This window comes from Lysinibacillus sp. FN11 (genome assembly GCF_024628845.1).
Lineage (GTDB): Bacteria > Bacillota > Bacilli > Bacillales_A > Planococcaceae > Lysinibacillus > Lysinibacillus capsici.
The window spans coordinates 4170258-4190697 of record NZ_CP102383.1; the positions used below are offsets into that span (position 1 = coordinate 4170258).

Annotated in this window: 21 protein-coding genes; 5 read left to right on the plus strand and 16 right to left on the minus strand. The window is 37.2% G+C overall.

The window, feature by feature from the left end; genetic code table 11:
* Window positions 1-43 precede the first annotated feature (43 nt).
* Complete coding sequence (gene rluF, locus NP781_RS21995) at window positions 44-745, plus strand: 23S rRNA pseudouridine(2604) synthase RluF (RefSeq protein ID WP_221682397.1); 702 nt, start codon at window positions 44-46, stop codon at window positions 743-745.
* Between the two features lie 27 nt (window positions 746-772).
* Window positions 773-1492, plus strand: coding sequence for a DUF6904 family protein (locus NP781_RS22000; protein WP_221682398.1), 720 nt, complete (start codon window positions 773-775; stop codon window positions 1490-1492).
* A 41-nt stretch (window positions 1493-1533) separates the two neighbouring features.
* Here the strand turns inward: NP781_RS22000 and NP781_RS22005 are convergent, their stop codons facing one another.
* The 12 genes from NP781_RS22005 to NP781_RS22060 all read right to left on the minus strand — a co-directional run bounded on the left by NP781_RS22005 (window position 1534) and on the right by NP781_RS22060 (window position 13437).
* Window positions 1534-2031: a cupin domain-containing protein gene (locus NP781_RS22005; RefSeq protein ID WP_202342475.1), complete on the minus strand. Its 498-nt coding sequence runs from the start codon at window positions 2029-2031 to the stop codon at window positions 1534-1536.
* Between the two features lie 114 nt (window positions 2032-2145).
* Entirely contained in the window at window positions 2146-2853 is a 708-nt protein-coding gene (locus NP781_RS22010; protein ID WP_004233555.1) for an ABC transporter ATP-binding protein, read from the minus strand.
* Window positions 2853-3632 (minus strand): ABC transporter ATP-binding protein, encoded by a 780-nt coding sequence (locus NP781_RS22015; protein ID WP_048395513.1) that lies wholly within the window; start codon window positions 3630-3632, stop codon window positions 2853-2855. Before NP781_RS22015 ends, NP781_RS22010 begins: the two co-directional genes overlap by 1 nt.
* Entirely contained in the window at window positions 3632-4567 is a 936-nt protein-coding gene (locus NP781_RS22020; RefSeq protein WP_004233545.1) for a branched-chain amino acid ABC transporter permease, read from the minus strand. The genes NP781_RS22015 and NP781_RS22020 overlap by 1 nt, the downstream gene beginning before the upstream one ends.
* A 12-nt stretch (window positions 4568-4579) precedes the next feature.
* Window positions 4580-5455: a branched-chain amino acid ABC transporter permease gene (locus tag NP781_RS22025; protein ID WP_016992164.1), complete on the minus strand. Its 876-nt coding sequence runs from the start codon at window positions 5453-5455 to the stop codon at window positions 4580-4582.
* A gap of 146 nt (window positions 5456-5601) precedes the next feature.
* Window positions 5602-6822, minus strand: coding sequence for an ABC transporter substrate-binding protein (locus NP781_RS22030; protein ID WP_257520827.1), 1221 nt, complete (start codon window positions 6820-6822; stop codon window positions 5602-5604).
* Window positions 6823-7225: 403 nt separating this feature from the next.
* Window positions 7226-7828 (minus strand): class I SAM-dependent methyltransferase, encoded by a 603-nt coding sequence (locus NP781_RS22035; protein WP_257520828.1) that lies wholly within the window; start codon window positions 7826-7828, stop codon window positions 7226-7228.
* An 86-nt stretch (window positions 7829-7914) separates the two neighbouring features.
* Window positions 7915-9696, minus strand: a complete 1782-nt coding sequence (locus tag NP781_RS22040) for a CotH kinase family protein (RefSeq protein ID WP_257520829.1) — start codon at window positions 9694-9696, stop codon at window positions 7915-7917.
* Between the two features lie 42 nt (window positions 9697-9738).
* Window positions 9739-10422, minus strand: coding sequence for a DUF4956 domain-containing protein (locus tag NP781_RS22045; protein ID WP_131521792.1), 684 nt, complete (start codon window positions 10420-10422; stop codon window positions 9739-9741).
* 19 nt (window positions 10423-10441) lie between these two features.
* Entirely contained in the window at window positions 10442-11143 is a 702-nt protein-coding gene (locus NP781_RS22050; RefSeq protein ID WP_257520830.1) for a polyphosphate polymerase domain-containing protein, read from the minus strand.
* Between the two features lie 208 nt (window positions 11144-11351).
* Entirely contained in the window at window positions 11352-12767 is a 1416-nt protein-coding gene (locus tag NP781_RS22055; RefSeq protein ID WP_257520831.1) for a sensor histidine kinase, read from the minus strand.
* Complete coding sequence (locus tag NP781_RS22060) at window positions 12751-13437, minus strand: response regulator transcription factor (protein WP_257520832.1); 687 nt, start codon at window positions 13435-13437, stop codon at window positions 12751-12753. The genes NP781_RS22055 and NP781_RS22060 overlap by 17 nt, the downstream gene beginning before the upstream one ends.
* Before the next feature lie 219 nt (window positions 13438-13656).
* Here NP781_RS22060 and NP781_RS22065 point away from each other — a divergent pair, with 219 nt between their 5' ends.
* Window positions 13657-13989 (plus strand): heme oxygenase, encoded by a 333-nt coding sequence (locus NP781_RS22065; protein WP_048395499.1) that lies wholly within the window; start codon window positions 13657-13659, stop codon window positions 13987-13989.
* A gap of 111 nt (window positions 13990-14100) precedes the next feature.
* Here the strand turns inward: NP781_RS22065 and NP781_RS22070 are convergent, their stop codons facing one another.
* Window positions 14101-15120 (minus strand): YeiH family protein, encoded by a 1020-nt coding sequence (locus NP781_RS22070; protein ID WP_257520833.1) that lies wholly within the window; start codon window positions 15118-15120, stop codon window positions 14101-14103.
* 113 nt (window positions 15121-15233) lie between these two features.
* Between NP781_RS22070 and NP781_RS22075 the strand changes: the two genes are divergently transcribed.
* Complete coding sequence (locus tag NP781_RS22075; protein WP_221682405.1) at window positions 15234-16115, plus strand: LysR family transcriptional regulator; 882 nt, start codon at window positions 15234-15236, stop codon at window positions 16113-16115.
* Window positions 16116-16131: 16 nt separating this feature from the next.
* Here the strand turns inward: NP781_RS22075 and NP781_RS22080 are convergent, their stop codons facing one another.
* A complete protein-coding gene (locus NP781_RS22080) occupies window positions 16132-17049 on the minus strand; it encodes a LysR family transcriptional regulator (RefSeq protein WP_221682406.1) in 918 nt (305 codons plus the stop codon).
* 122 nt (window positions 17050-17171) lie between these two features.
* Between NP781_RS22080 and NP781_RS22085 the strand changes: the two genes are divergently transcribed.
* Window positions 17172-18362, plus strand: a complete 1191-nt coding sequence (locus tag NP781_RS22085; RefSeq protein ID WP_004233524.1) for a coenzyme F420-0:L-glutamate ligase — start codon at window positions 17172-17174, stop codon at window positions 18360-18362.
* A gap of 185 nt (window positions 18363-18547) precedes the next feature.
* Here NP781_RS22085 and NP781_RS22090 read toward each other — a convergent pair whose 3' ends face one another.
* Both NP781_RS22090 and NP781_RS22095 read right to left on the minus strand, forming a co-directional pair.
* Entirely contained in the window at window positions 18548-19186 is a 639-nt protein-coding gene (locus NP781_RS22090; protein ID WP_221682407.1) for an RNA ligase family protein, read from the minus strand.
* A gap of 24 nt (window positions 19187-19210) precedes the next feature.
* Window positions 19211-20167 carry an AAA family ATPase gene (locus NP781_RS22095; RefSeq protein WP_257520834.1) on the minus strand — a complete coding sequence of 319 codons (957 nt, stop codon included), beginning with the start codon at window positions 20165-20167 and terminating at the stop codon, window positions 19211-19213.
* Window positions 20168-20440 lie beyond the last annotated feature (273 nt).

Here is a 20440-nt window from a genome sequence, read left to right on the forward strand (position 1 = left end):
GTTAAGGTATACTTAAAAATAATATAAAATATAGGAGAACAATATGCGTATTAATAAATATTTAAGTGAAACAGGCATCATATCTCGTCGTGGCGCTGATAAATGGATAGCAGAAGGAAAGGTAACGATTAACGGAGAACTAGCAACAGTTGGTAGTCAAGTTGAAGCAGGAGACATTGTTTGCGTAGATGGTAAAGAGGTAAAGAAAGAACAACAGCTTGTTTACATTGCTCTGAATAAACCTGTCGGGATTACAAGTACGACAGAGCGTCATATAAAAGGCAATGTCGTTGATTTTGTCAATCATCCCCTACGTATTTTTCATATCGGACGTCTTGATAAGGAATCAGAGGGCCTATTGTTGTTAACGAATGATGGCGATATTGTCAATAAAATTCTACGTGCTGAAAATCATCATGAAAAAGAATATATTGTTCAAGTTGATAAGCCTATAACTGCGCAATTTATCCAAAAAATGGGCGCAGGTGTCGATATTTTAGATACAACAACCTTACCATGCCATGTGGAAAAGATTTCAGATAAAGTCTTTAAAATCATTTTAGAGCAAGGCTTAAACCGCCAAATTCGTCGAATGTGCTCAGCACTAGGGTATTCCGTTAAGCGTCTACAACGCATTCGTATTATGAATATTAAGCTTGGTAATTTAAAGGTAGGGCAATGGCGTGATTTAACGGAGAAGGAACGAGCAGAACTATTCAAACTACTCAATTACACACCAAAATAGACACATCCAAAGGGAGGGGCGAGGACTATGATATCCATTCAAAGCACAGACCAACTAACAGGGGTACGAATTAGTGCGGATTATTGGGATTTAGATGAACTAATTAATGCTATTTATAAAGTAACTGGTGATGAAAATAAATACTATGATTATCAGGGTCCTCGACTACGTATTTTAAGCGTTTGCTATAAACTAAGACATGCTATGCTTGGTGAGCATCACCTAGAGTTTGTTAGTAATGGACTTAATAAGAGTGTTCTAACACAACATGAACTCATCTTTCCAAATAAGAATGTCTATTTTTCAACAGAGATTCTTTGGCCAGAAATTATCTTTAGTGCAATCGCATTAAATGATTTTATTGACCTACACCAAAAATTAAACAATGCTTCTATATGGAATCATGAGATAGCTATTATACGCAAATTTCAAGCGGCTATTGCTGAATGTTTAGAACAGGAGGTAAGTGACGAAGATTATGTTGTGTTTTTAAGAATGTTACATGCTAAAAATCCCTTAACTTTCCGTTTCGCAACACAGTACGTGGATGTTCTAAATCTAGAATATATTGAATTAAGTAAAGAGGAACGTCAGGCGCATTTAGCTGCATTTGCTGTGCGATTAATGGTAGAGGACCATGAATATGTAGCATTAAAATCCCACCTGATGGAAGCAGCTATTGAAACGAAACAAGCATTACATGATATTCAAATTCAACTTAATTATCCTGAAGAAATACTGTGGTGAACGAATCATGCCGTCTCAAAATAATTGAGACGGCCGTTTTTCTATTCAATTGTTTTGTAGGCCATTTTATGAATAACTTCCTTGTGCTGAGGATAATCTGCTAAAAGCTCTTCCTGTGTAAACAATTCAAAATCCTCAAAGTCAAAGCCTGGCGCCACCATACATCCGACTAAACTAAATGTATCCGACTCCTCCACCGACGAGCCGAAAATTGTATGCTTTGGTACTGCAAGCTGAGGGACTTCCCCTGCTTCTATATTCAAGCCAAGCTTCTTCGCTTCATATGTCCCATCTGGGAAAATCATATGAACTGTTAGTGGGCTTCCTGCGTGATAATACCATAGCTCGTCCGATTGTAGGCGATGTAAATGTGAAATATCCTGTGAGCGCAGAAGGAAATATATACTAGTATAAATCGGTCTCTGTACATCTCTCACTGCTATATCGTCCGATGCACGAAACGATGAAATGTAATAGCCCCCTTCAGGATGTTCGGCTAACTTTAAATGTTCAATAAAATATTGTGCTGAATACTTCAAAAAGCATCACTCCTTTTTTCAACCTTACCAAAAAGTAAAGTGGAAATGCTACCTCTGATTTTCCTTCATCACGCAAGCCAAAAAGGACATCTCAACATGAGATGTCCTACATTTTTATAATCCGCCTAAATAAGCTGCCTTTACTTGCTCGCTCTCTTGTAGCTCTTTTGCTGAACCAGATAAAACAATACGCCCTGTTTCAAGTACATATGCACGGTTAGCGACAGATAATGCCATATTAGCATTTTGCTCTACAAGTAATACGGTTGTTCCTTCTTTATTAACCTGCTCAATAATATTGAAGATATTTTTCACCATCAACGGTGCAAGACCCATCGAAGGCTCATCCATTAATAACAGTTTTGGTTTTGCCATTAAGGCACGCCCCATCGCCAGCATCTGCTGTTCCCCACCAGACAATGTACCTGACTGCTGTTTTCGGCGCTCTAATAATCGTGGAAATAACTCGAAAACATGATCCATATCTTTCTTAATACCTGCTTTATCATTACGCAGATACGCACCAAGCTCTAAGTTTTCCTCAACTGACATATTAGCAAAAACACGGCGTCCTTCTGGAACGTGTGAAATCCCTGATTTAACAATAGTTTGTGCTGCTTTCCCAGCTATCGAAAAGCCTTCGTATTCAATAATGCCACCTTTTGGCTTTAATAAACCTGACAATGTCTTTAAGAGCGTGCTTTTTCCAGCACCGTTTGCACCGATTAACGTTACAATTTCACCCTCGTTTACTTCTAAAGAGAGGCCCTTTAATGCTTGGATGTTGCCATAATAAACATCGATATTTTGTACTTTTAGCATTAGCCGATAACCTCCTCTCCAAGGTACGCTTCTATTACCTTTGGATTGTTGCGAATTTCTTCTGGTGTCCCGTCAGCGATTAATTGTCCGTGATCAAGTACGTAAATACGCTCACAAATACCCATAACTAAGCTCATATCATGCTCAATCAGCAATATTGTTAAGCCGAACTCTTTACGAATAAATGCAATTAGCTCCATTAAATCGTGAGTTTCTTGTGGGTTCATCCCTGCTGCTGGTTCATCCAATAAGAGTAGTTTGGGATTTGCCGCTAACGCACGAGCAATCTCTAAACGACGTTGCATCCCGTATGGCAAATTCTTAGCTAGCTCATCTTTATAAACATCTAAGCCAAAGATTTTTAAGAACTCAATTGACTGTTGCTCCATTTCGGCCTCACCTTTGAAATGTGTAGGTAAACGAAATATAGAAGCCCACATAGAATGCTTTGCAAGTGAATGATTGGCTACCTTTACATTGTCAAGAACAGATAGCTCTTTAAATAATCGAATATTTTGGAACGTACGGCTGATCCCTTTCTGTGTAACCTGATAGGGTGCAAGTCCATTCAGTTTCAGACCATTAAAAGTAATTGTACCTTCCGTAGGTGTATATACCCCTGTTAACATATTAAAGCTAGTTGTTTTCCCAGCTCCGTTTGGCCCAATAAGTCCTACCAACTCGCCTTGGTTAAGGTACATATTAACGCCCTGTACTGCCTTTAAACCACCAAATTGAATACCCATATTTTCAACATTGATAAGAAGGTTTCCAGTCATTATTTCGTACCTCCCTTTTTACCAAACTTAAATAATTGTGTTATCTCTTTCGTTCCCATTAAGCCTGTTGGACGATAAAGCATCACGATAATTAATACTAAACTGTAGATAATCATACGTGTTTCTGGGAAGTTTGCTAGATAAGTAGACACGACTGTTAGGAAAATCGCAGCAATCACTGAACCAGAAAGACTTCCTAAACCACCAAGTACAACGTAAATTAAAATATCAAATGATTTTAAGAAACCGAATGTTGTCGGTTGAATAATGTAAAAGTTATGTGCAAAAATGGCTCCTGCTAGACCTGCGAAGAAAGACCCAATCGCAAATGCAACAACTTTATAGTAAGTTGTGTTAATACCCATCGCATCTGCTGCTATTTCATCTTCTCGAATGGAAATACACGCACGCCCATGACGAGAATTTGTAAAGTTTGAGATAACTAGAATCGTTAACACTACGCCAAAGAATGCGTATGTCCAGTTCGATAAATATTTAACCTGCATCCCTGCTGCGCCACCAACATAATCCGTATTTAAAAAGATAATACGAATAATCTCTGCAAATCCTAGTGTAGCAATCGCTAAGTAATCCCCTTTTAAACGAAGCGTTGGAATCCCTACGATTAAACCAGCAACTGCTGCTGCTGTAGCTCCTAATAGGATGGCCAATGGGAATGGTAACATTAGCTTTGTTGTAATAATAGCTGATACATATGCTCCCACTGCGAGGAACCCAGCATGCCCAATTGAAAACTGTCCAGTAACACCAATAACAATATGCAAGCTGACAGCCAACATGATGTTAATACACATTGTGATCAACATATTTTTATAGTACAAATCAATTACTTCTGTTGTAATCAACAATTGTACAACTGCATAGATGACTAGCGCTATTACGGCATAGCCCCAGAAAACTTTAGACTTTTTCATAAAACCGCTCACCTACACTTTCTCACGGGCGTTTTTACCAAAGATACCCGATGGTCTGAAGATTAAGATTAAAATTAAAATAACGAATGCCGCAGCATCACGCCATAACGAGAAGCCAAGTGCACTTACTAAGGACTCTACAACACCTAGTAACATACCACCAACCATAGCGCCTGGGATGATACCAATACCACCAAGAACAGCTGCGATAAATGCTTTAACCCCAGGAATAACACCCATTAACGGGTCAATTTTTGTATAATAAACCCCAAAGATAACACCTGCTGCACCAGCTAAAGCTGAACCAATCGCAAACGTTGCAGAGATTGTATTGTCAACGTTAATACCCATTAAGCGAGCTGCATCTGCATCGTGGGAAACAGCACGCATCGCTTTACCGATTTTTGTTTTATGTACGATGAATTGTAAAAGAATCATCAGTACAACTGCGACTGATAAAATTAAGATGGAAGTACTGCTGATTTGAACGCCAAAAATATCTAGTGATTTATTTTTGAAAACTTCAGGATATGCTGCCGGTTGAGCACCTCTGAAGAAAATTGTTGTATATTCAATTAATAGCGATACACCTATCGCTGTAATTAAAGCTGCGATACGTGTAGCATTTCGTAAACGTTTATAGGCAATACGTTCAATTAATACACCAAAAATTGCACAAACTAACATCGCCAATAATAATGCTGGGAAGAAACCAAGCTCCCATTTAGCAATAGCGTAAAAGCCAATAAATGACCCAATCATGAAGACATCACCATGAGCAAAGTTAATCAGCTTGATAATACCGTATACCATCGTATACCCTAACGCTATTAACGCGTAGATACTTCCAAGTGAAATACCGTTCACAAGTTGCTGTATCCATTCCATGCGCATTCACTCCTTTAAATTTTCTGAAAATTGAAAAATAAGTACATAGATCGATACTAAAAGTTATGTTTTGCTCTACGATTCTAGTTATCTAACACACAAAAAAGGAAGGCGTGTTTACCCGCCTCCCCCTTGCTTACAAAACATTAAGGATTAACTTTAGAGTTGAACACTTGTTTACCGTCTTTAAATTCAAGAACTGTTGCTGTTTTAATTGGGTTATGGTTTTCGTCAACTGAGAAAGTACCTGTTACTAAAGAAAGATCTTTTGTTGCAGCTAATTCATTTTTAATTGCTTCCCCATCTGTAGAGCCTGCACGTTTAATTGCATCAGCAATGTAGTAAATTGTGTCATAACCAAGTGCGTTGAATGCGTCAGGCGCTTTGTCACCATTTGCCGCTTTAAAGGCCTTTACGAAATCTTGAATTTTTTGATCTGGGTCTTCAGCAGAGTAGTGGTTTGTGATGTATGTGTTATTCAATGCATCCGCGCCAGCTAATTCGATTAAAGTTGGAGAATCCCAACCATCAGCACCCATTAGAGGTACATCAATGCCCATTTCACGTGCTTGTTTAACAATCAAACCTACTTCTTCATAGTATCCAGGGATAAAGATAAAGTCTGGATTTGCTGCTTTAATATTTGTTAATTGTGTACGGAAGTCTGTATCCTTCGCTACATAAGCTTCTTCTTTTACAACTTTTCCGCCACTCTTCGTAATCGTTTCTTTAAAGGATTTTGCTAAACCTTTTGCGTAATCTGATGCATTATCTGCAAAAATAGCTACATTTTTCGCATCTAGCTCACCTGAAGCAAAATTAGCTGCTACAATCCCCTGGAATGGGTCAATAAAGCATGTACGGAAAGCATAATCATTAACACTGCCATCCTCATTTACCGTGATATTCGGTGCTGTACCAGAACCCGTAACAATAGGAATTTTATTATCATTTGCAATTTGAACAGTAGCTACTGTATTACCTGAAGTCGCAGGTGCTAGCATTGCTACTACTTTATCCTGCGTTGCTAGTTTAATAGCAGCTGAAGTTGCTTCAGAGTTCTCTGATTTATTATCTACTTTAATCAGTTCAATTTTCTTACCATCAATACCGCCAGCATCATTAATTTCTTTTACAGCCAGTTCTGCACCTAGCCCAATAGAGGAACCATAAGATGCTACATTCCCTGAAAGCTCTAAGTTGGCACCAATTTTAATTGTATCGCCATCAGATGAGCCTCCGCCTGATGATGAGCCTCCGCCAGAACTTGAATCGTCTCCGTTACCGCAACCAGCAAGAACACCAGCAAGTAATGAAGATGCTACTAAAAGTGAACCGAACTTCTTAAGCTTTTTGCTCTCTCTCATAATTAAATTCCCCCTGAAAATTTCTCAAATATTAGATATTTCTGATAATTATAAACAATTAAATTCATTTACTCAATAGCCAAAATAATTATTTATAACTATCTAAAAACAAAAGAAAATATTATTCATATAAGCCTTTTTCATTGTAAAACATTCTTTATATTTAGTCTAGAGTGATTTTTCAGTATAATTAGTTATTTGTGAATTATCTTTTAATTCAAACTATATACTAGTACAAAACTATCAGATGAAATTGTTTTTTCAAAATAAATTCTAGTTGATTGAAAGACCCCCTTCATCTATTACAATTATTTCCCTGAAAATAATCATAGGGTCTACGAGTAACTAATTGCTGATACCTGTACTGCAAATGGGAAAAGCTTAGAGTGGGCTTCCCCATACTCTAAGCTTTTTTTAATTCAAACACACAAATGCGCTCATTAATATTTGTTTCATTTTCTAAATGAACTTCATGAAGCAACTCAAATGGTGTTCCATGATGTAAAAATTGTAAATAATCGTAAGGCGGATAATATAAAATTATATGAATATCCCGCATGCGCTGCTCATAGGATTTCCAAATATTATGAATGACTGTGCGAAAAATATGGATGGAAAAGGGATTAAAAAAGAAAAACACATTATCACGTGACTTTATTTCATATGATTCGGCTATTATATGAATAAACTTAATAGGGGCATGTGCTTTCATTTTTTGAAGATAATTACGTTTATTTTCTTCAGCCTCCGTATAAAAACCCGCATCCATCTCTATCCCAATGGTTGGTATATGAAACTTATGGTGCACAAAAATAGGAACTCGTCCTTTCCCGCACCCCATATCAATAAATACTGGATTGTCAGGCATCTGATACGTAGCGAATAATTGCTCCAATCCACTGTAGGGTGTTGGCTCATAACGATGATAGTGTGCAAGCTTAGGAAAGCCATATTGCTCTCCCACCGTGTTTATATGCAAATGTTTATCAAATTGCTGTTCATTCATATGAAAGGACTCCTCAGAAAAGAATGCTTTATTTTAACAGATAAAAAGCAAAAACCATACCCAAAGATATTGGATATGGTTATTTTCTAACGACCTCTACGTTTAAATTTAACAACAAAGAGAAGTGCAAGAAGGAGCAGCACTAGACATGTAATGGCTGTAAACACTGTATTTTTATCAATAACAGGCCCGTGATTTGCAGCTTCACTATTCGCACCAGGCATTCCCATTGGGGCTCCATTTCCATCAGGAGGTTGCATTTGTTCTCCATTTTGTCCATCTCTCGGACCTCCGCCCTCTCTATTAAAAGGTGGACTCTTTGATGGGTCAAAGTCCTCTGGTAGCTGACTTGGATCAAATTCATCTGGCATCGAATTCATTTCACCATTTTCACTTGGCATTGGCATACCCATATTGCCCTGAGAATACGTAGATGCTTCCACTACAAGCTCCCCAGACAGTTGCTTTAATATAGATTCCGAGCGCCTTTTGGCAAATTCCGGCAAGCTATTTTCACCTTCAACTGCTTCTAAAAATTGCTCCGTAGTAGAGAACTTGGTTGGATCTGCCTCCACATAAGTAGTTAATAGCACAGCTAACTTTTTAGTAATAGTTTGCACATAATCTTCTGTTAAATAAGTCGACGCTAGCTCTTCTAGATACTCTTCATATTTGGCACGGTATTCTTCATTAGCAAGCAATGCATTTAGGAGTGGCCGCTCCTCTAATGTTGTGCCGGAAACAGGGGTTGTTACACTAAAATTAATAGCACTATCATTTAATAAATTGCCTGACATGCCCATTCCCATGTCAAAGCCGCCATCTCGTTGTTGCTTATCCCCATCAACAGTTTGATCGGGTTGTCCATTGTTTTGTGCCACTGGTTTTTCCTTATTAGTAGTAGCGTCAGCTTGATTTCCGCTGTTTCCTCCTGCTATTCTACCACCTCCAGCCCCAAAGCCACCAAAGGACATGTTGTAATCCCAAGGAATAATAGAAAATACACCGTTCTGTTCATATAAATAATAGTTATGTTTCATATTCCCTTGATAACTATCTAAATTCACAAGTGCTGTGTTGACAGCAAAATAACGTAACATTTCATCGACATCGATATACTTTTCTATGTTTCCGCCATTATTAATAGCATCTAGCATTTCAACAAACTTTGATTGTTCAATATTACCTTCATTAGTTTTTAATCCAATGCCTGTATAGTCTTCGATATCGTCGCTAATATATTTTAAATCGCTGCCTATCCCATCTGGCTTAAATAAAAAGCCATCATTAGAGCCGTAATAATTAGCCAGGAATGTCTCATCCACAGCTTCTACCCCTAAAAACAAACCCCGCTCCTCACCATTCACTGTCACATACATATAGGAGTGTGCCGGTGTTGGTAAACCCATTTGCTCCATCAATTCATAAGAGATATACTCTCTCATTAATGTAGAGTCACTATAATTATTGTTTAAATTTAATTTTTTTAAGCCATATAAGCTTTGTGTATCATCATAATAATCAAAATCAATTTTTAAGCTATAGCGATCTGAGTCACTATTGACAACCGATCGTAATGATAGATTGCCCTTAGTACGAATAGCAACATTCTCAATTTTCTTTCCATTTACTGTAATATCTGCTTGTTTTAATTCTTCAGCAGAAGCATTTTCCAGCAGATCTGCCCAATCTTCCTCAGCTATCTCGATATCTACAGTGGTTACTTTATTGCTATTAAACACTATATTCTCATATGAGAACTCAGATTTTTTCGTTTCAATGCCTACATTCGGAAGTACAGCATATATCACGACAAAGTGAAGGAGTAAAATTGCCATGCACAGATAGACAATTCGGGTTTTAATCATAGCCGTCACCTCTCAACGTAGTTCTATTTATTATTGAGGTCATTACGCTGTGAAATTCCCATCATAGCTCAGCATAATGGCTGATTTTACACCAGCTACCTTTGTTAGTTCATCCATCAGTTTTGCATCATTTTGTTTTACACGAATTTCATAAGTTGTTTCGATTTCATTCTGTTGCATAATGGATTTCGATTTGAGAGCGAATTTTTTTGTTTGCGCAGCAATAATTCGCTCAATTTCAGCATTAGCCAACTCTTCTTCAAACTTTACAATCAGTAAATACGGATTTTCTACCGTTATTTTATTAACGAATATGAGCAATACAAGTCCGATTAAAACAGCACCAATAATGACTAATGGAATAAAGCCAGCACCACATAAAATACCTGAAACAATTGCCCAGAAAATATAGACTAAATCCATTGGATCCTTAATAGGTGTACGGAAACGTACAATAGATAAAGCACCAACCATACCAAGTGACAGCAGAACATTTGAACTGATTCCCATAATCACTAGTGCTGTTGCCATTGTCATTATAAGTAGTGAGATATTGAATGAATGGGAGTAAATGACTCCATTAAAGGTCTTCTTATAAACAGCATAAATGAAAAGCCCAATAAAAAACGCGACTACTAAACCAATAATTGAATCGATTAATGAAAATGAGGTTGTTTTTTCTAAAAAGTTGGATTTAAAAATATCACTAAATTTAATTGTATCCATTGTTCATTCTCCTTTATTATTAGCCGTACATACGACTAAGTTGATATTTTGAATAGGCCTCAGCACGAGTATCTACTGACTGTAGTAAATACTTGATGATGTCTGGTAGATACTCATCGTACTTTACCTCTAAAATTACAAGATTCGGCTCCAGTACATCGACCATAGGCAAGTTTTGATTAAACATATCAGTGTTGCGTAGACTCGATTGCACCTTACTATCAAATGTCACACGCACATTGCCAAACGGATAGACATAGGCTTCTCGTTCGTAATCCACTACCGTAGTAGGTCGCAAATGGTTGTAATTCATCTCGAGATATAAATCTCGAATTAGCGCTCGATCATCATTCTCCATCCAGGCTATCTCGCCAATACGTAGTTTTTCATACTCAGCTTGAGATATTGAACATTTTGTTTTAAAGGTTACATTGTTACGTTTACTCTTCCGCTCAAGATTAATAACATCACTCGATTTGCCGTATATGCGTACTCGATATTTATCTCGATTAATAAAGCCCTCTTTTTTCTCATTTAACACTTTATTGGCAAAATTATCGAAGTACGTACTACGAATCAAATATTTACCGTCTAAGCCAGCATGTTGATCTCGCTGCATAACATGCTGAAGCTTGGCTTTTAATAATGCATAATCTGGATAGGAGATCGCTTGTTTTATTTCTTGTCGACCATTTGGATTAAATGAAGTAATTATTGGCATCTCATCACTCTCCCTACTTGTATTAGTGTCAGACTGACAAACCTTCAATGATGCTCGTCCCTATGTTCATTTCCCGTCTACATCGTTTACTATAAAGGGCTTTTATGTCAGGCAGATGTCAGCTTTACAAATTCTTCAACTCTCTTTTACAATACAAAGCAGTTTTCTGGGAGACGGATTAAACCAACATAAAAAGGCTGCTGCGCTCTTATAGCGCAGTAGCCTTTTGCAATACTAATTCAAAATGTGTTCCAGAGGGATTGCTTTCAATTAATCGCAAATCGCCCCCCACGGATTGGGCCATCATTTTACTAAGTGGTAATCCTAAACCCAAGCCGCGAACAGTATATTTTTTATTTTCTCCTCTATAAAAGCGCTCAAAAATAAATGCCTGATCCTCTAGAGGGATTCCTTGTCCTGTGTCCTTCACCAACACTGACAGAGTCTCCGCTTGATCTATCACCGTCAAGGTTATTGTTCCTTTGTCCATCGCCTGTTTAGCATTGGTTAATAGGTTTGTAATGATTTGTTGGATACGAACAATATCTACCTGTACCAATGCAGGGTGTTCCAACAAATGTAAATGAACTTTTACATGTTCATCTTCCTGTATTACTTCCCACTGTGCCACCGCCTCTCGTAGTAGCTGATTAACATCAACTGACTCTATCTGCACAGGGATAGCATCGACAGCAAAATGGTTAAAGGCAAGTAAGTCACCAACCATTGTTTTCATTTTTGTCGTTTCGACCATAGCCATTTCAATGAATTCCATAGCATCCTGTCCCGTTACAACACCATCTCTTACAGCCTGTAATAAACCACTTATAGAGGTGACAGGTGTTTTCAATTCATGGGTGACACCTGCTAGTAATTCCGTTCGAGTTTTCTCCAGCTGTTCTAATTTATTTGCCATATTTTTAAAGGAGGAAACAAGCTCATAGACCTCCTCTTCCTTACTATCTTGAGGCAAATCAATTGCATAATTGCCTTCTTGTACATGCTTGGCAGCCTCTGCTACTTGTTTAATGGGATGGGCCAAGCGCTTTGACAGAAAGTAAATAGCGATCCACCCTAATAATGCTAATGCTCCAATTAATATGGCAAGCTGTCCATATGCTTGATTAACTCTTGTTAAATTCTCCTTCTTCTCCATCACCAGGGCCCAACCCAATAACTCATGATTATTTTCTATCTTTCTTTTCACTACATATTCAGGCTCAAGTCCATCCTTTATTTCCTTAGTACCTTCTTTTCCATCCAACAAGCCAGCTACATTTTTGGCACTATCAGGCGGTACTGGACGGTTGCTTGTCAGTATATTTCCCTCTGTATCTACAACATACAAAATCGGATCGATCTCTTTCATATTAAAACGCTGACGATCCCCTATGAAACCTGGAATACCATTTATAGGTCCATTATTAGGATTTGGTGTATCCGTTAAACGATAGACCGTCTCGTCTGCTAAAAACTCCATTAATTCTAATCGGTTTTCAAATGTTGTATGACGAATCCACGCTGCTGAGATCAAAGATACAATAGCTAAGCCTATAAAGAGTGTCAGTAAATATCGGCTCGTCCAATATTGAAGTAAGGATATTCGCTTATTTTTTTTGAACACTTAGCTGATACCCCAATCCACGTAGTGTCTTTATTTCTCCTTCCGCCTCATCCCATTCTTTTAAAGCCTTCCTAAGCCTCTTTATAGCTAAATCTACTGCACGATCACTACCCTCATACTCCCATCCCCAAACTTGATCTATAAGCTGATCACGGGTAAATGTTTGATTAGGGTGATCAGCTAAAAACATGAGCACTGATAAATCTCTTGGCGTTAATACAATCTCTTCTCCATGCAAACACACTTTATGCGCTTTACAATCAATCACTAGAGATCCATACTGCTTACTAGTAGCTGACTCAGGACTACCTACAGCACGTCTTAAAACAGCCCTCACTCTTGCAACAACTTCATCTGCGATAAAAGGCTTGGCAATATAATCATCTGCCCCATGATCAAACCCCTTTAGACGGTAATTAACCTCACCTAATGCTGTTAACATGATAACTGGGCAAGTACTTCGTTCTCTTATTTCTTTTAAAATGGACCAACCATTTTTTTCTGGCAACATAATATCTAGCAACACTAGATCTGGCTGTGTTTCACGAAACATGACCAAGGCTTGACCACCATTGAAACATTGTGTCACACTATAACCCACTTTTTGTAAATACACCTTTAAAACCTGGCTTATTGGATATTCATCCTCTATTACTAGAATGTTTGCCAAAGTCAATCACCTCGCTACTAGTTCACTCTTATGTTCATTATAGCACTGGATTATGTCAGTTAAATGTCAGCCTATCCATTACCCATTAACTACTAGCACAGATTATATAAAGGACATCTATTGACAATGTCTTCCTCAGCCACTTATCATTGAGTGCGAATGATAATCACTGATAATTCATTCAAAAACCTAGTAAATGAAATTAAGGGGGGTAAAAGCATGATTATTGTAACTAATCGTATTCAAGTAAAACCCGGTTTTGCTGCGAGAATGGCACCAAATTTTACAAAGCCAGGTCCTCTGCAACAGTTTGAAGGCTTTCATAAAGTAGAGGTATTAATTTCAACTGATGATCCTACTTATGACGAAATGAGTGTTAATATGTATTGGGAATCTAAGGAGCATTTCCAAGCATGGCGTAATAGCGATGCATTTGCTGCAGCCCATCAACGCCCAAATTCGGGTTCTGAGGGAGAAAAGGCTGACAGTCCAATTATCGGCAGCAAAATAGTGGTGGCGGAATTAGCTTCTTCTATTGAAGCTTTAAATTAGTAAACGACGATTAAATTACTTATACATTATCTTCTGATTCTATCTAAAAAGCCCTGCATGTTGAACGATCATGCAGGGTCTTTTTTCTTGGTATAACAAACACTGATTAAATCAATATAAAAGAATGACTAGTATATAGCCCAGCACGGATAGACAGACTGAGCCAATTAAACCTGCAATAAATGCCTTTACACCTAGCTCCTTAAACGTTTTCATCTCAACATTTAGACCTAGACCTGCCATTGCCATAGCAATTAAGATATAAGCAGTATCTACTAATACTTGCGATACATTCGCTGGTATAATCCCTAAGGAGTTGATAGCACTCATCGCTAAAAATCCTAAAATAAACCACGGTATGATGGATAAAGAAAATGCTTTTTTCTCTTCACCTTTGTCCATTCTTCGATAGAAAATACCAATAACAATCGCTACAGGTACGAGCAGGGCCACACGTGTTAATTTCACAATGACGGCTATATCAATTGCTTCATTTCCACCAGCTGATGCAGCTGCAATTACATGAGCAATTTCATGTAATGTCCCCCCTGCGAAAATACCATACGCAGTAGGTGTTAAATCGATGATGGAATAGAGTACCGTATAAATAAGTGTAAATATAGTCCCCAATAACGCAACAATCGCTGCCCCTACCGCCGTTTCCTTTTCATTTGCTTTAATTTGAGGTGCAATTGCCACTACTGCAGCAGCTCCGCAAATGGCAGTCCCGCAAGCTGTTAATATCCCTAGCTTTTGTTCGACTTTAAATATTTTTGTTAGGCCGTACACAACAATTAATGCAAATAGCAAATTAATGACTGCAATAAAAAAAACGTTAGCTCCCGCATGATAAATATCTGCCAAATTTAAGCGCATACCCAATAAAATAATACCAAAGCGTAATAGCTTCTTGCTTGAAAATGAAATACCTACTTGCCAAGAATCTTGTACTTTAAATGCTGCTCGCCAGGTCATCCCTAATATAATGGCAATAACCAACTGTCCCAATATTGATAGGAAAGGAAATGTGGCAATATATTTCGCTACTAAAGCAATAAGAAGCGTTAATAATATCCCCTTCAAGAAATTTGGATTAAGGGTGGATTTTAATTTATGTTGTCTATTAACCATGATGTTCACTTCTTTCTCCCTTGTTGATTATTACTTTAATAAAGAGTGCACTATTAGTAAAATACATATATATAATCATTATTATTAATATTTCTAATAATAGAGGTGAAGATATGCAATTGGATGCTTTAAAAACATTTATCACACTGGTTGAGATCAATAATTTTACAAAGACCTCTGAAATACTTCATATTTCACAACCAAGTGTTAGCTTACACATTAAGAATCTAGAGCAAGAATTACAAACAACCTTATTTATTCGCTCCCCAAAATCGGTGCAAATTACACCAACTGGTGAAATTCTTTATAAACGAGCAAAGCAAATCATGGCGATAGCTGAAGCTGCAAAAGAAGATATCGCTGCCTATCACCAAGAAGTACAAGGTACGCTAGTCATTGGGGCAAGCTTTACAATTGGCGAATATATATTACCTCCAATCATTGCAAGCTTACAGCAACAATTCCCACAACTTGAACTTCAAATTATTATTGGCAATACAAAAGAAATCATTCAATATACAAAATTACTGCAAGTCGATATTGGTCTAATTGAAGGACAGGCTCATGATAATGAACTAGTCATTAAGCCATTTATGCAAGATGAGTTATTTATTGTTAGCGACAGTAATCATCCTCTTACAAAGCAACAATCTCTGACTGCTGATAAACTCCAGCAACAAAGCTGGGTTGCGCGTGAAGAAGGCTCTGGAACACGTTATTATCTGGATCATTTATTCAGAGCAAATGGTTTACAGATTCAATCGCTTTTGACTATTAGCAGTAATCAGGGCGTGAAGGAGAGCGTTATGCAGGGACTTGGTCTTTCCTTATTGTCTGCCTGTGTGATAGAACGTGAATTAAAAAATGGGGATATGACTATTCTGCCCCTTGAAGGACAGCATTTTATGCGAACATTTTCTTATCTTTGCTCACCAACCATGAAAAATAAACGCAATGTCGACATACTGATTGATATCTTAATAAAAAAAGCATAGCGGCCTTATCTCGTCGCTAAGCTCTTTTTATGGTTCTTCTCGTATTAAAATGTTTATTTTCGATGATTTCAACAAATTTCATTGCAGCTCTAGAAAGAGGTACTGACTGCAAATAACACATACCAATGCTTCTCGTAGGAATACTTTCCATTAAAGTTAATTCATAAAGAAGACCTCGTTGAAGATAGTCCTTCGAAAATTCCTTTGTTACACATGCAATGCCAAGGTTACTACGCGCAAACTCGAGTACCAAATCATGTGAGCCTAGCTCAAACTCTGGCTCTATGTGAACGCCTCTTGTAAAAAGATAATCTTCCACATACTTCCTTGAATTCGATTTTTTCTCTAGAAAGATAAGTGGAAATTTTAAAAGATCCTCATAGCTTAAACTTTTAGATGAAAGTGTTTTATATTTTTCCCCACAGACAAAAATATCCTGAATATCTGTACATACCGTTAACTGTAATGTTGAATCTTCTATTGGAAAATTACAAAATCCTATATCTACTTCACCTGATTTAATAAAATTACAAATTTCAGAGGTTGTTCCATTTAGCATTTGCAATTTAATATTCGGATACATTGTATGGAATGCTTCTAAATAAGGCATTAAAAAGAAACGTGAGATCGTATCTCCTACCCCTATTTTTAATTGCCCTGTTGTTAAATTTTTGAATTCAAGTAACTTTTCTTCACCAGCATCTAAAAGTCCTAAGGCAGAATTAGTATATTCAAAAAGTAGGCTGCCTTCTGTTGTTAATGTCACACCTTTAGGTGTTCGATTAAAAAGACGTGTGCCAAGCTCATTTTCTAATTGCATCATTGCCTGACTAACAGCTGGCTGTGTCATATATAAATCTTTTGCTGCACTAGAAAAGCTATTATTTTTTGCTACAACACTAAAAACACGATATAAATCTAATTTCCCTATCATATAAGCACCTCTTATAGCTATTATATGAACTATTAATTTTACTTATATCATTAACGAGCCTTATAGTAAAATCATATGGATTTTATATCACTTTACGCTAGATAGAATGAGGAGAGATTAAATTGGAACGTGTAATCGGTACAGTTGTAAGAGGTCTTCGTGGTCCTATTATTAATGAAGGCGATAATATTGAACAAATTGTTGTAGATACAGTGTTAAATGCAGCACATATTGAAGGATATGCAATCGAGGATCGTGATATTGTGACAGTAACTGAATCTGTCGTGGCACGTGCACAAGGAAACTATGCTACGATTGATGATATTGCCATAGATGTAGCGGCTAAGTTTGGTGATGATACGGTAGGGGTTATTTTCCCCATATTAAGTCGAAACCGCTTCGCCAATTGTTTACGAGGCATTGCTAAAGGTGTAAAAAAGGTAGTATTAATGCTAAGCTACCCATCTGATGAAGTGGGTAATCACCTTGTAGATATTGATGAGCTCGATGTAAAAGGCATTAACCCATGGACGGATACACTCAATGAGGTTGAATTCCGCGAGCATTTTGGCTATAAAAAACACACATTTACTGGTGTAGATTATATTGAATACTATAAAGAGTTAATTGAAGCAGAAGGGGCTACGTGTGAGGTCATCTTCTCAAATAATCCAAAAACAATTTTAAATTACACAAAGAGTATCTTAACGTGTGATATTCATTCACGCTTCCGCACAAAACGTATTCTAACAGCGAACGGTGCTGAAAAGGTTTACAGCCTTGATAATATTTTAGCTGAATCAATTAATGGCTCTGGTTTCAATGCTGAGTACGGTCTACTTGGCTCGAACAAAGCAACAGAGGATAGTGTTAAATTATTCCCACATACTTGCCAACCAATTGTTGATGGAATCCAAGCAAAAATTAAAGAAGCTACAGGAAAAACAGTAGAAGTTATGATTTATGGTGACGGCGCATTCAAAGATCCTGTGGGTAAAATTTGGGAGCTTGCAGATCCTGTTGTATCCCCGGCATTTACCGCTGGATTACATGGAACACCGAACGAGGTTAAATTGAAATATTTAGCGGACAATGATTTTGCAGACCTTCGAGGTGAAGAACTAAAGGCTGCTATTTCTGAATACATTCAAAATAAAGATGAAGATTTAACAGGTCAAATGGCTGCACAAGGAACAACGCCTCGTCGATTAACAGACCTTATCGGTTCCTTATCTGACCTTACATCTGGTTCGGGTGACAAAGGAACACCAATGATTTACATTCAAGGCTACTTCGATAATTACACTAAATAAACAAACAAAAATGAACTCTCGTCCTCAAGAAGAGAGTTCATTTTTTTATGGCGAGGATAACAGGAATCGAACCCGTAGTCCCATTGGAAAGGGATATGCACTCCATGCACCTACCTCGTAATAGATGATTGTTGAATGCTTGCTATAGTATTACATTGTGCTCAGTCCCTTCTTTTCTTAATTGGTTAGGATTTTAATTTATTTGGAATAATTTCTTCTCTTAGCCAATGCTCACTTGTTTGAACATGTTTCGGTCTCACAAACTTTCCTAAATTATAGCGGAAATCTTCGTAATGGAATGAGCTAGTATTTCTAATGACATACCCCTCTTGTTCCCCTTCAAAGAATGATTTTCCAGTGAATGTACGTTTTATCTGTTCTTCGTCAAAAATTCCTCGGTATAAAACAGGCACTGTTTCTATACCTAACTCTGCAGCAAAGGCAACGGTTTCATCCCAGCTCAAACAAATATTTTCTTCGTTCCAAATACTAAACAAGTAGAAATAGCTTGTTAATCCTTGATAATAAATAGAATGCTTGGCATAAACATTTTCACCACATAAGCGCCAGTCCTTTGGAATCCGATACGCAAAATTCGCGTGAAATGTTTTTACCCAATGTCTTGTAGGATGGTTGGCTGAATGAATACTTCTAGCATGCATATAGTCTCTGTAAAGTGTTGTCCCTTCTCCATCTAACTTTTCAGTGACAACAACCTCTTTTCCAATAAAATGATTCACATTTCTAGCAACTTTATCATCATCGGTGTAGCCTCTGCTCCACGGTAAATGAAAACTTCTTGGGTATTTCATGAATTTCGTCATATTTTCACCTCCCTTTCCTAATGTCTATTTGGCAAATTGATCTGCCTCACGGAAAAAATAAAGCCTTGTTAATAAATCACCGTCTAATAAATGATAAATTTGGCTTCCCCCTCTATCTCCCCCATACTGGATTAACATATGATATTGCACTAAATGAACAACCTTTAATACAAGTTCCTTTTCAAAGCCCAACTCTAATAGAAAATGGCAAACCAGTTGAGCAGATACATTTTCATGTCCATAATAACCATAACGCTGTTGCAAAGGTTTATATTTTTTACAAAATGGTTTACCGACATCATGAAACAATGCAGCTATTTGTAGAGCTAGTTTATCGCTTTCTAAGTAGTACTCATTGATATACGCGTACACAAAATACGTATGCTGACATAGCAAAAATTGATGGAATGGATTTTCTTGATCGAATTGATAAATTTCTTTGAAAAGTGGGACTGCTTGAAGTGTTTGAAAAAGCTCTTCATAGGTGGGGTGGCCTTGTATGAGTGAAATAAACTGTTGTCGAGAAAGATCATAGGGACTTGATTCATGGACAATATGCAATTCATTAAATCCTTCTCCTAGTGTTGGGAATTCTAAATGCTTTCTCATTTTTTCCATCACGATTAATGGTACATGCCTTTTCCTTTGCTGGTTTCTGGCTACACAGATTGAATAAGGTGTATCAAAGTAATAACATACCTTTAGCACTGTACTTGGTATTTTACGAAGTGCAAACATCCTGCGCTCTCGTTCAATATTGGTTGCATCCACAATGACAGAAAATCCTTTTGCCACTAAATCATTAAGACGTTCATATAATGTACGAAAGACTATACGTGATTTTTGCTTCGTTGAATCTCCAAATAACTCCTGGCGTATAGCGTCGCTTGATAGGACAATTGCATTTTCATTTTTAGCTAACTGTTTCACAAATGTACTTTTTCCACTACCCGGCAACCCCACTGTAAAGATTACCTTCATTCTTTTCACCTCCCTTCAAGTTTCTATATCGTATGACATGCCACATTCTTTAGTATCTCTATAGCATTTCATTCACTTATTTTTAATAACAATTTATTATAATCAGTCATAATATGAAGCAATATTACATATAAAAAAGACGGCTCCACCTTTTTGTAGAGCAGTCTCTGTATATCAATATCTTATTACCTTACACATTTATTGTATCATAAATTTACAATAATTTCTAGACTATACTTCTTTCCGAAGTAGATGTATGATAAATTTCCTGCT

Coding starts and splice junctions, on each gene's coding strand:
- rluF (WP_221682397.1), top strand. CDS start 44: ATGCGTATTAATAAATATTTAAGTGAAACAGGCATCATATCTCGTCGT.
- NP781_RS22000 (WP_221682398.1), top strand. CDS start 773: ATGATATCCATTCAAAGCACAGACCAACTAACAGGGGTACGAATTAGT.
- NP781_RS22010 (WP_004233555.1), bottom strand. CDS start 2,853: ATGCTAAAAGTACAAAATATCGATGTTTATTATGGCAACATCCAAGCA.
- NP781_RS22015 (WP_048395513.1), bottom strand. CDS start 3,632: ATGACTGGAAACCTTCTTATCAATGTTGAAAATATGGGTATTCAATTT.
- NP781_RS22020 (WP_004233545.1), bottom strand. CDS start 4,567: ATGAAAAAGTCTAAAGTTTTCTGGGGCTATGCCGTAATAGCGCTAGTC.
- NP781_RS22025 (WP_016992164.1), bottom strand. CDS start 5,455: ATGGAATGGATACAGCAACTTGTGAACGGTATTTCACTTGGAAGTATC.
- NP781_RS22030 (WP_257520827.1), bottom strand. CDS start 6,822: ATGAGAGAGAGCAAAAAGCTTAAGAAGTTCGGTTCACTTTTAGTAGCA.
- NP781_RS22035 (WP_257520828.1), bottom strand. CDS start 7,828: ATGAATGAACAGCAATTTGATAAACATTTGCATATAAACACGGTGGGA.
- NP781_RS22040 (WP_257520829.1), bottom strand. CDS start 9,696: ATGATTAAAACCCGAATTGTCTATCTGTGCATGGCAATTTTACTCCTT.
- NP781_RS22045 (WP_131521792.1), bottom strand. CDS start 10,422: ATGGATACAATTAAATTTAGTGATATTTTTAAATCCAACTTTTTAGAA.
- NP781_RS22050 (WP_257520830.1), bottom strand. CDS start 11,143: ATGCCAATAATTACTTCATTTAATCCAAATGGTCGACAAGAAATAAAA.
- NP781_RS22065 (WP_048395499.1), top strand. CDS start 13,657: ATGATTATTGTAACTAATCGTATTCAAGTAAAACCCGGTTTTGCTGCG.
- NP781_RS22070 (WP_257520833.1), bottom strand. CDS start 15,120: ATGGTTAATAGACAACATAAATTAAAATCCACCCTTAATCCAAATTTC.
- NP781_RS22075 (WP_221682405.1), top strand. CDS start 15,234: ATGCAATTGGATGCTTTAAAAACATTTATCACACTGGTTGAGATCAAT.
- NP781_RS22080 (WP_221682406.1), bottom strand. CDS start 17,049: ATGATAGGGAAATTAGATTTATATCGTGTTTTTAGTGTTGTAGCAAAA.
- NP781_RS22090 (WP_221682407.1), bottom strand. CDS start 19,186: ATGACGAAATTCATGAAATACCCAAGAAGTTTTCATTTACCGTGGAGC.
- NP781_RS22095 (WP_257520834.1), bottom strand. CDS start 20,167: ATGAAGGTAATCTTTACAGTGGGGTTGCCGGGTAGTGGAAAAAGTACA.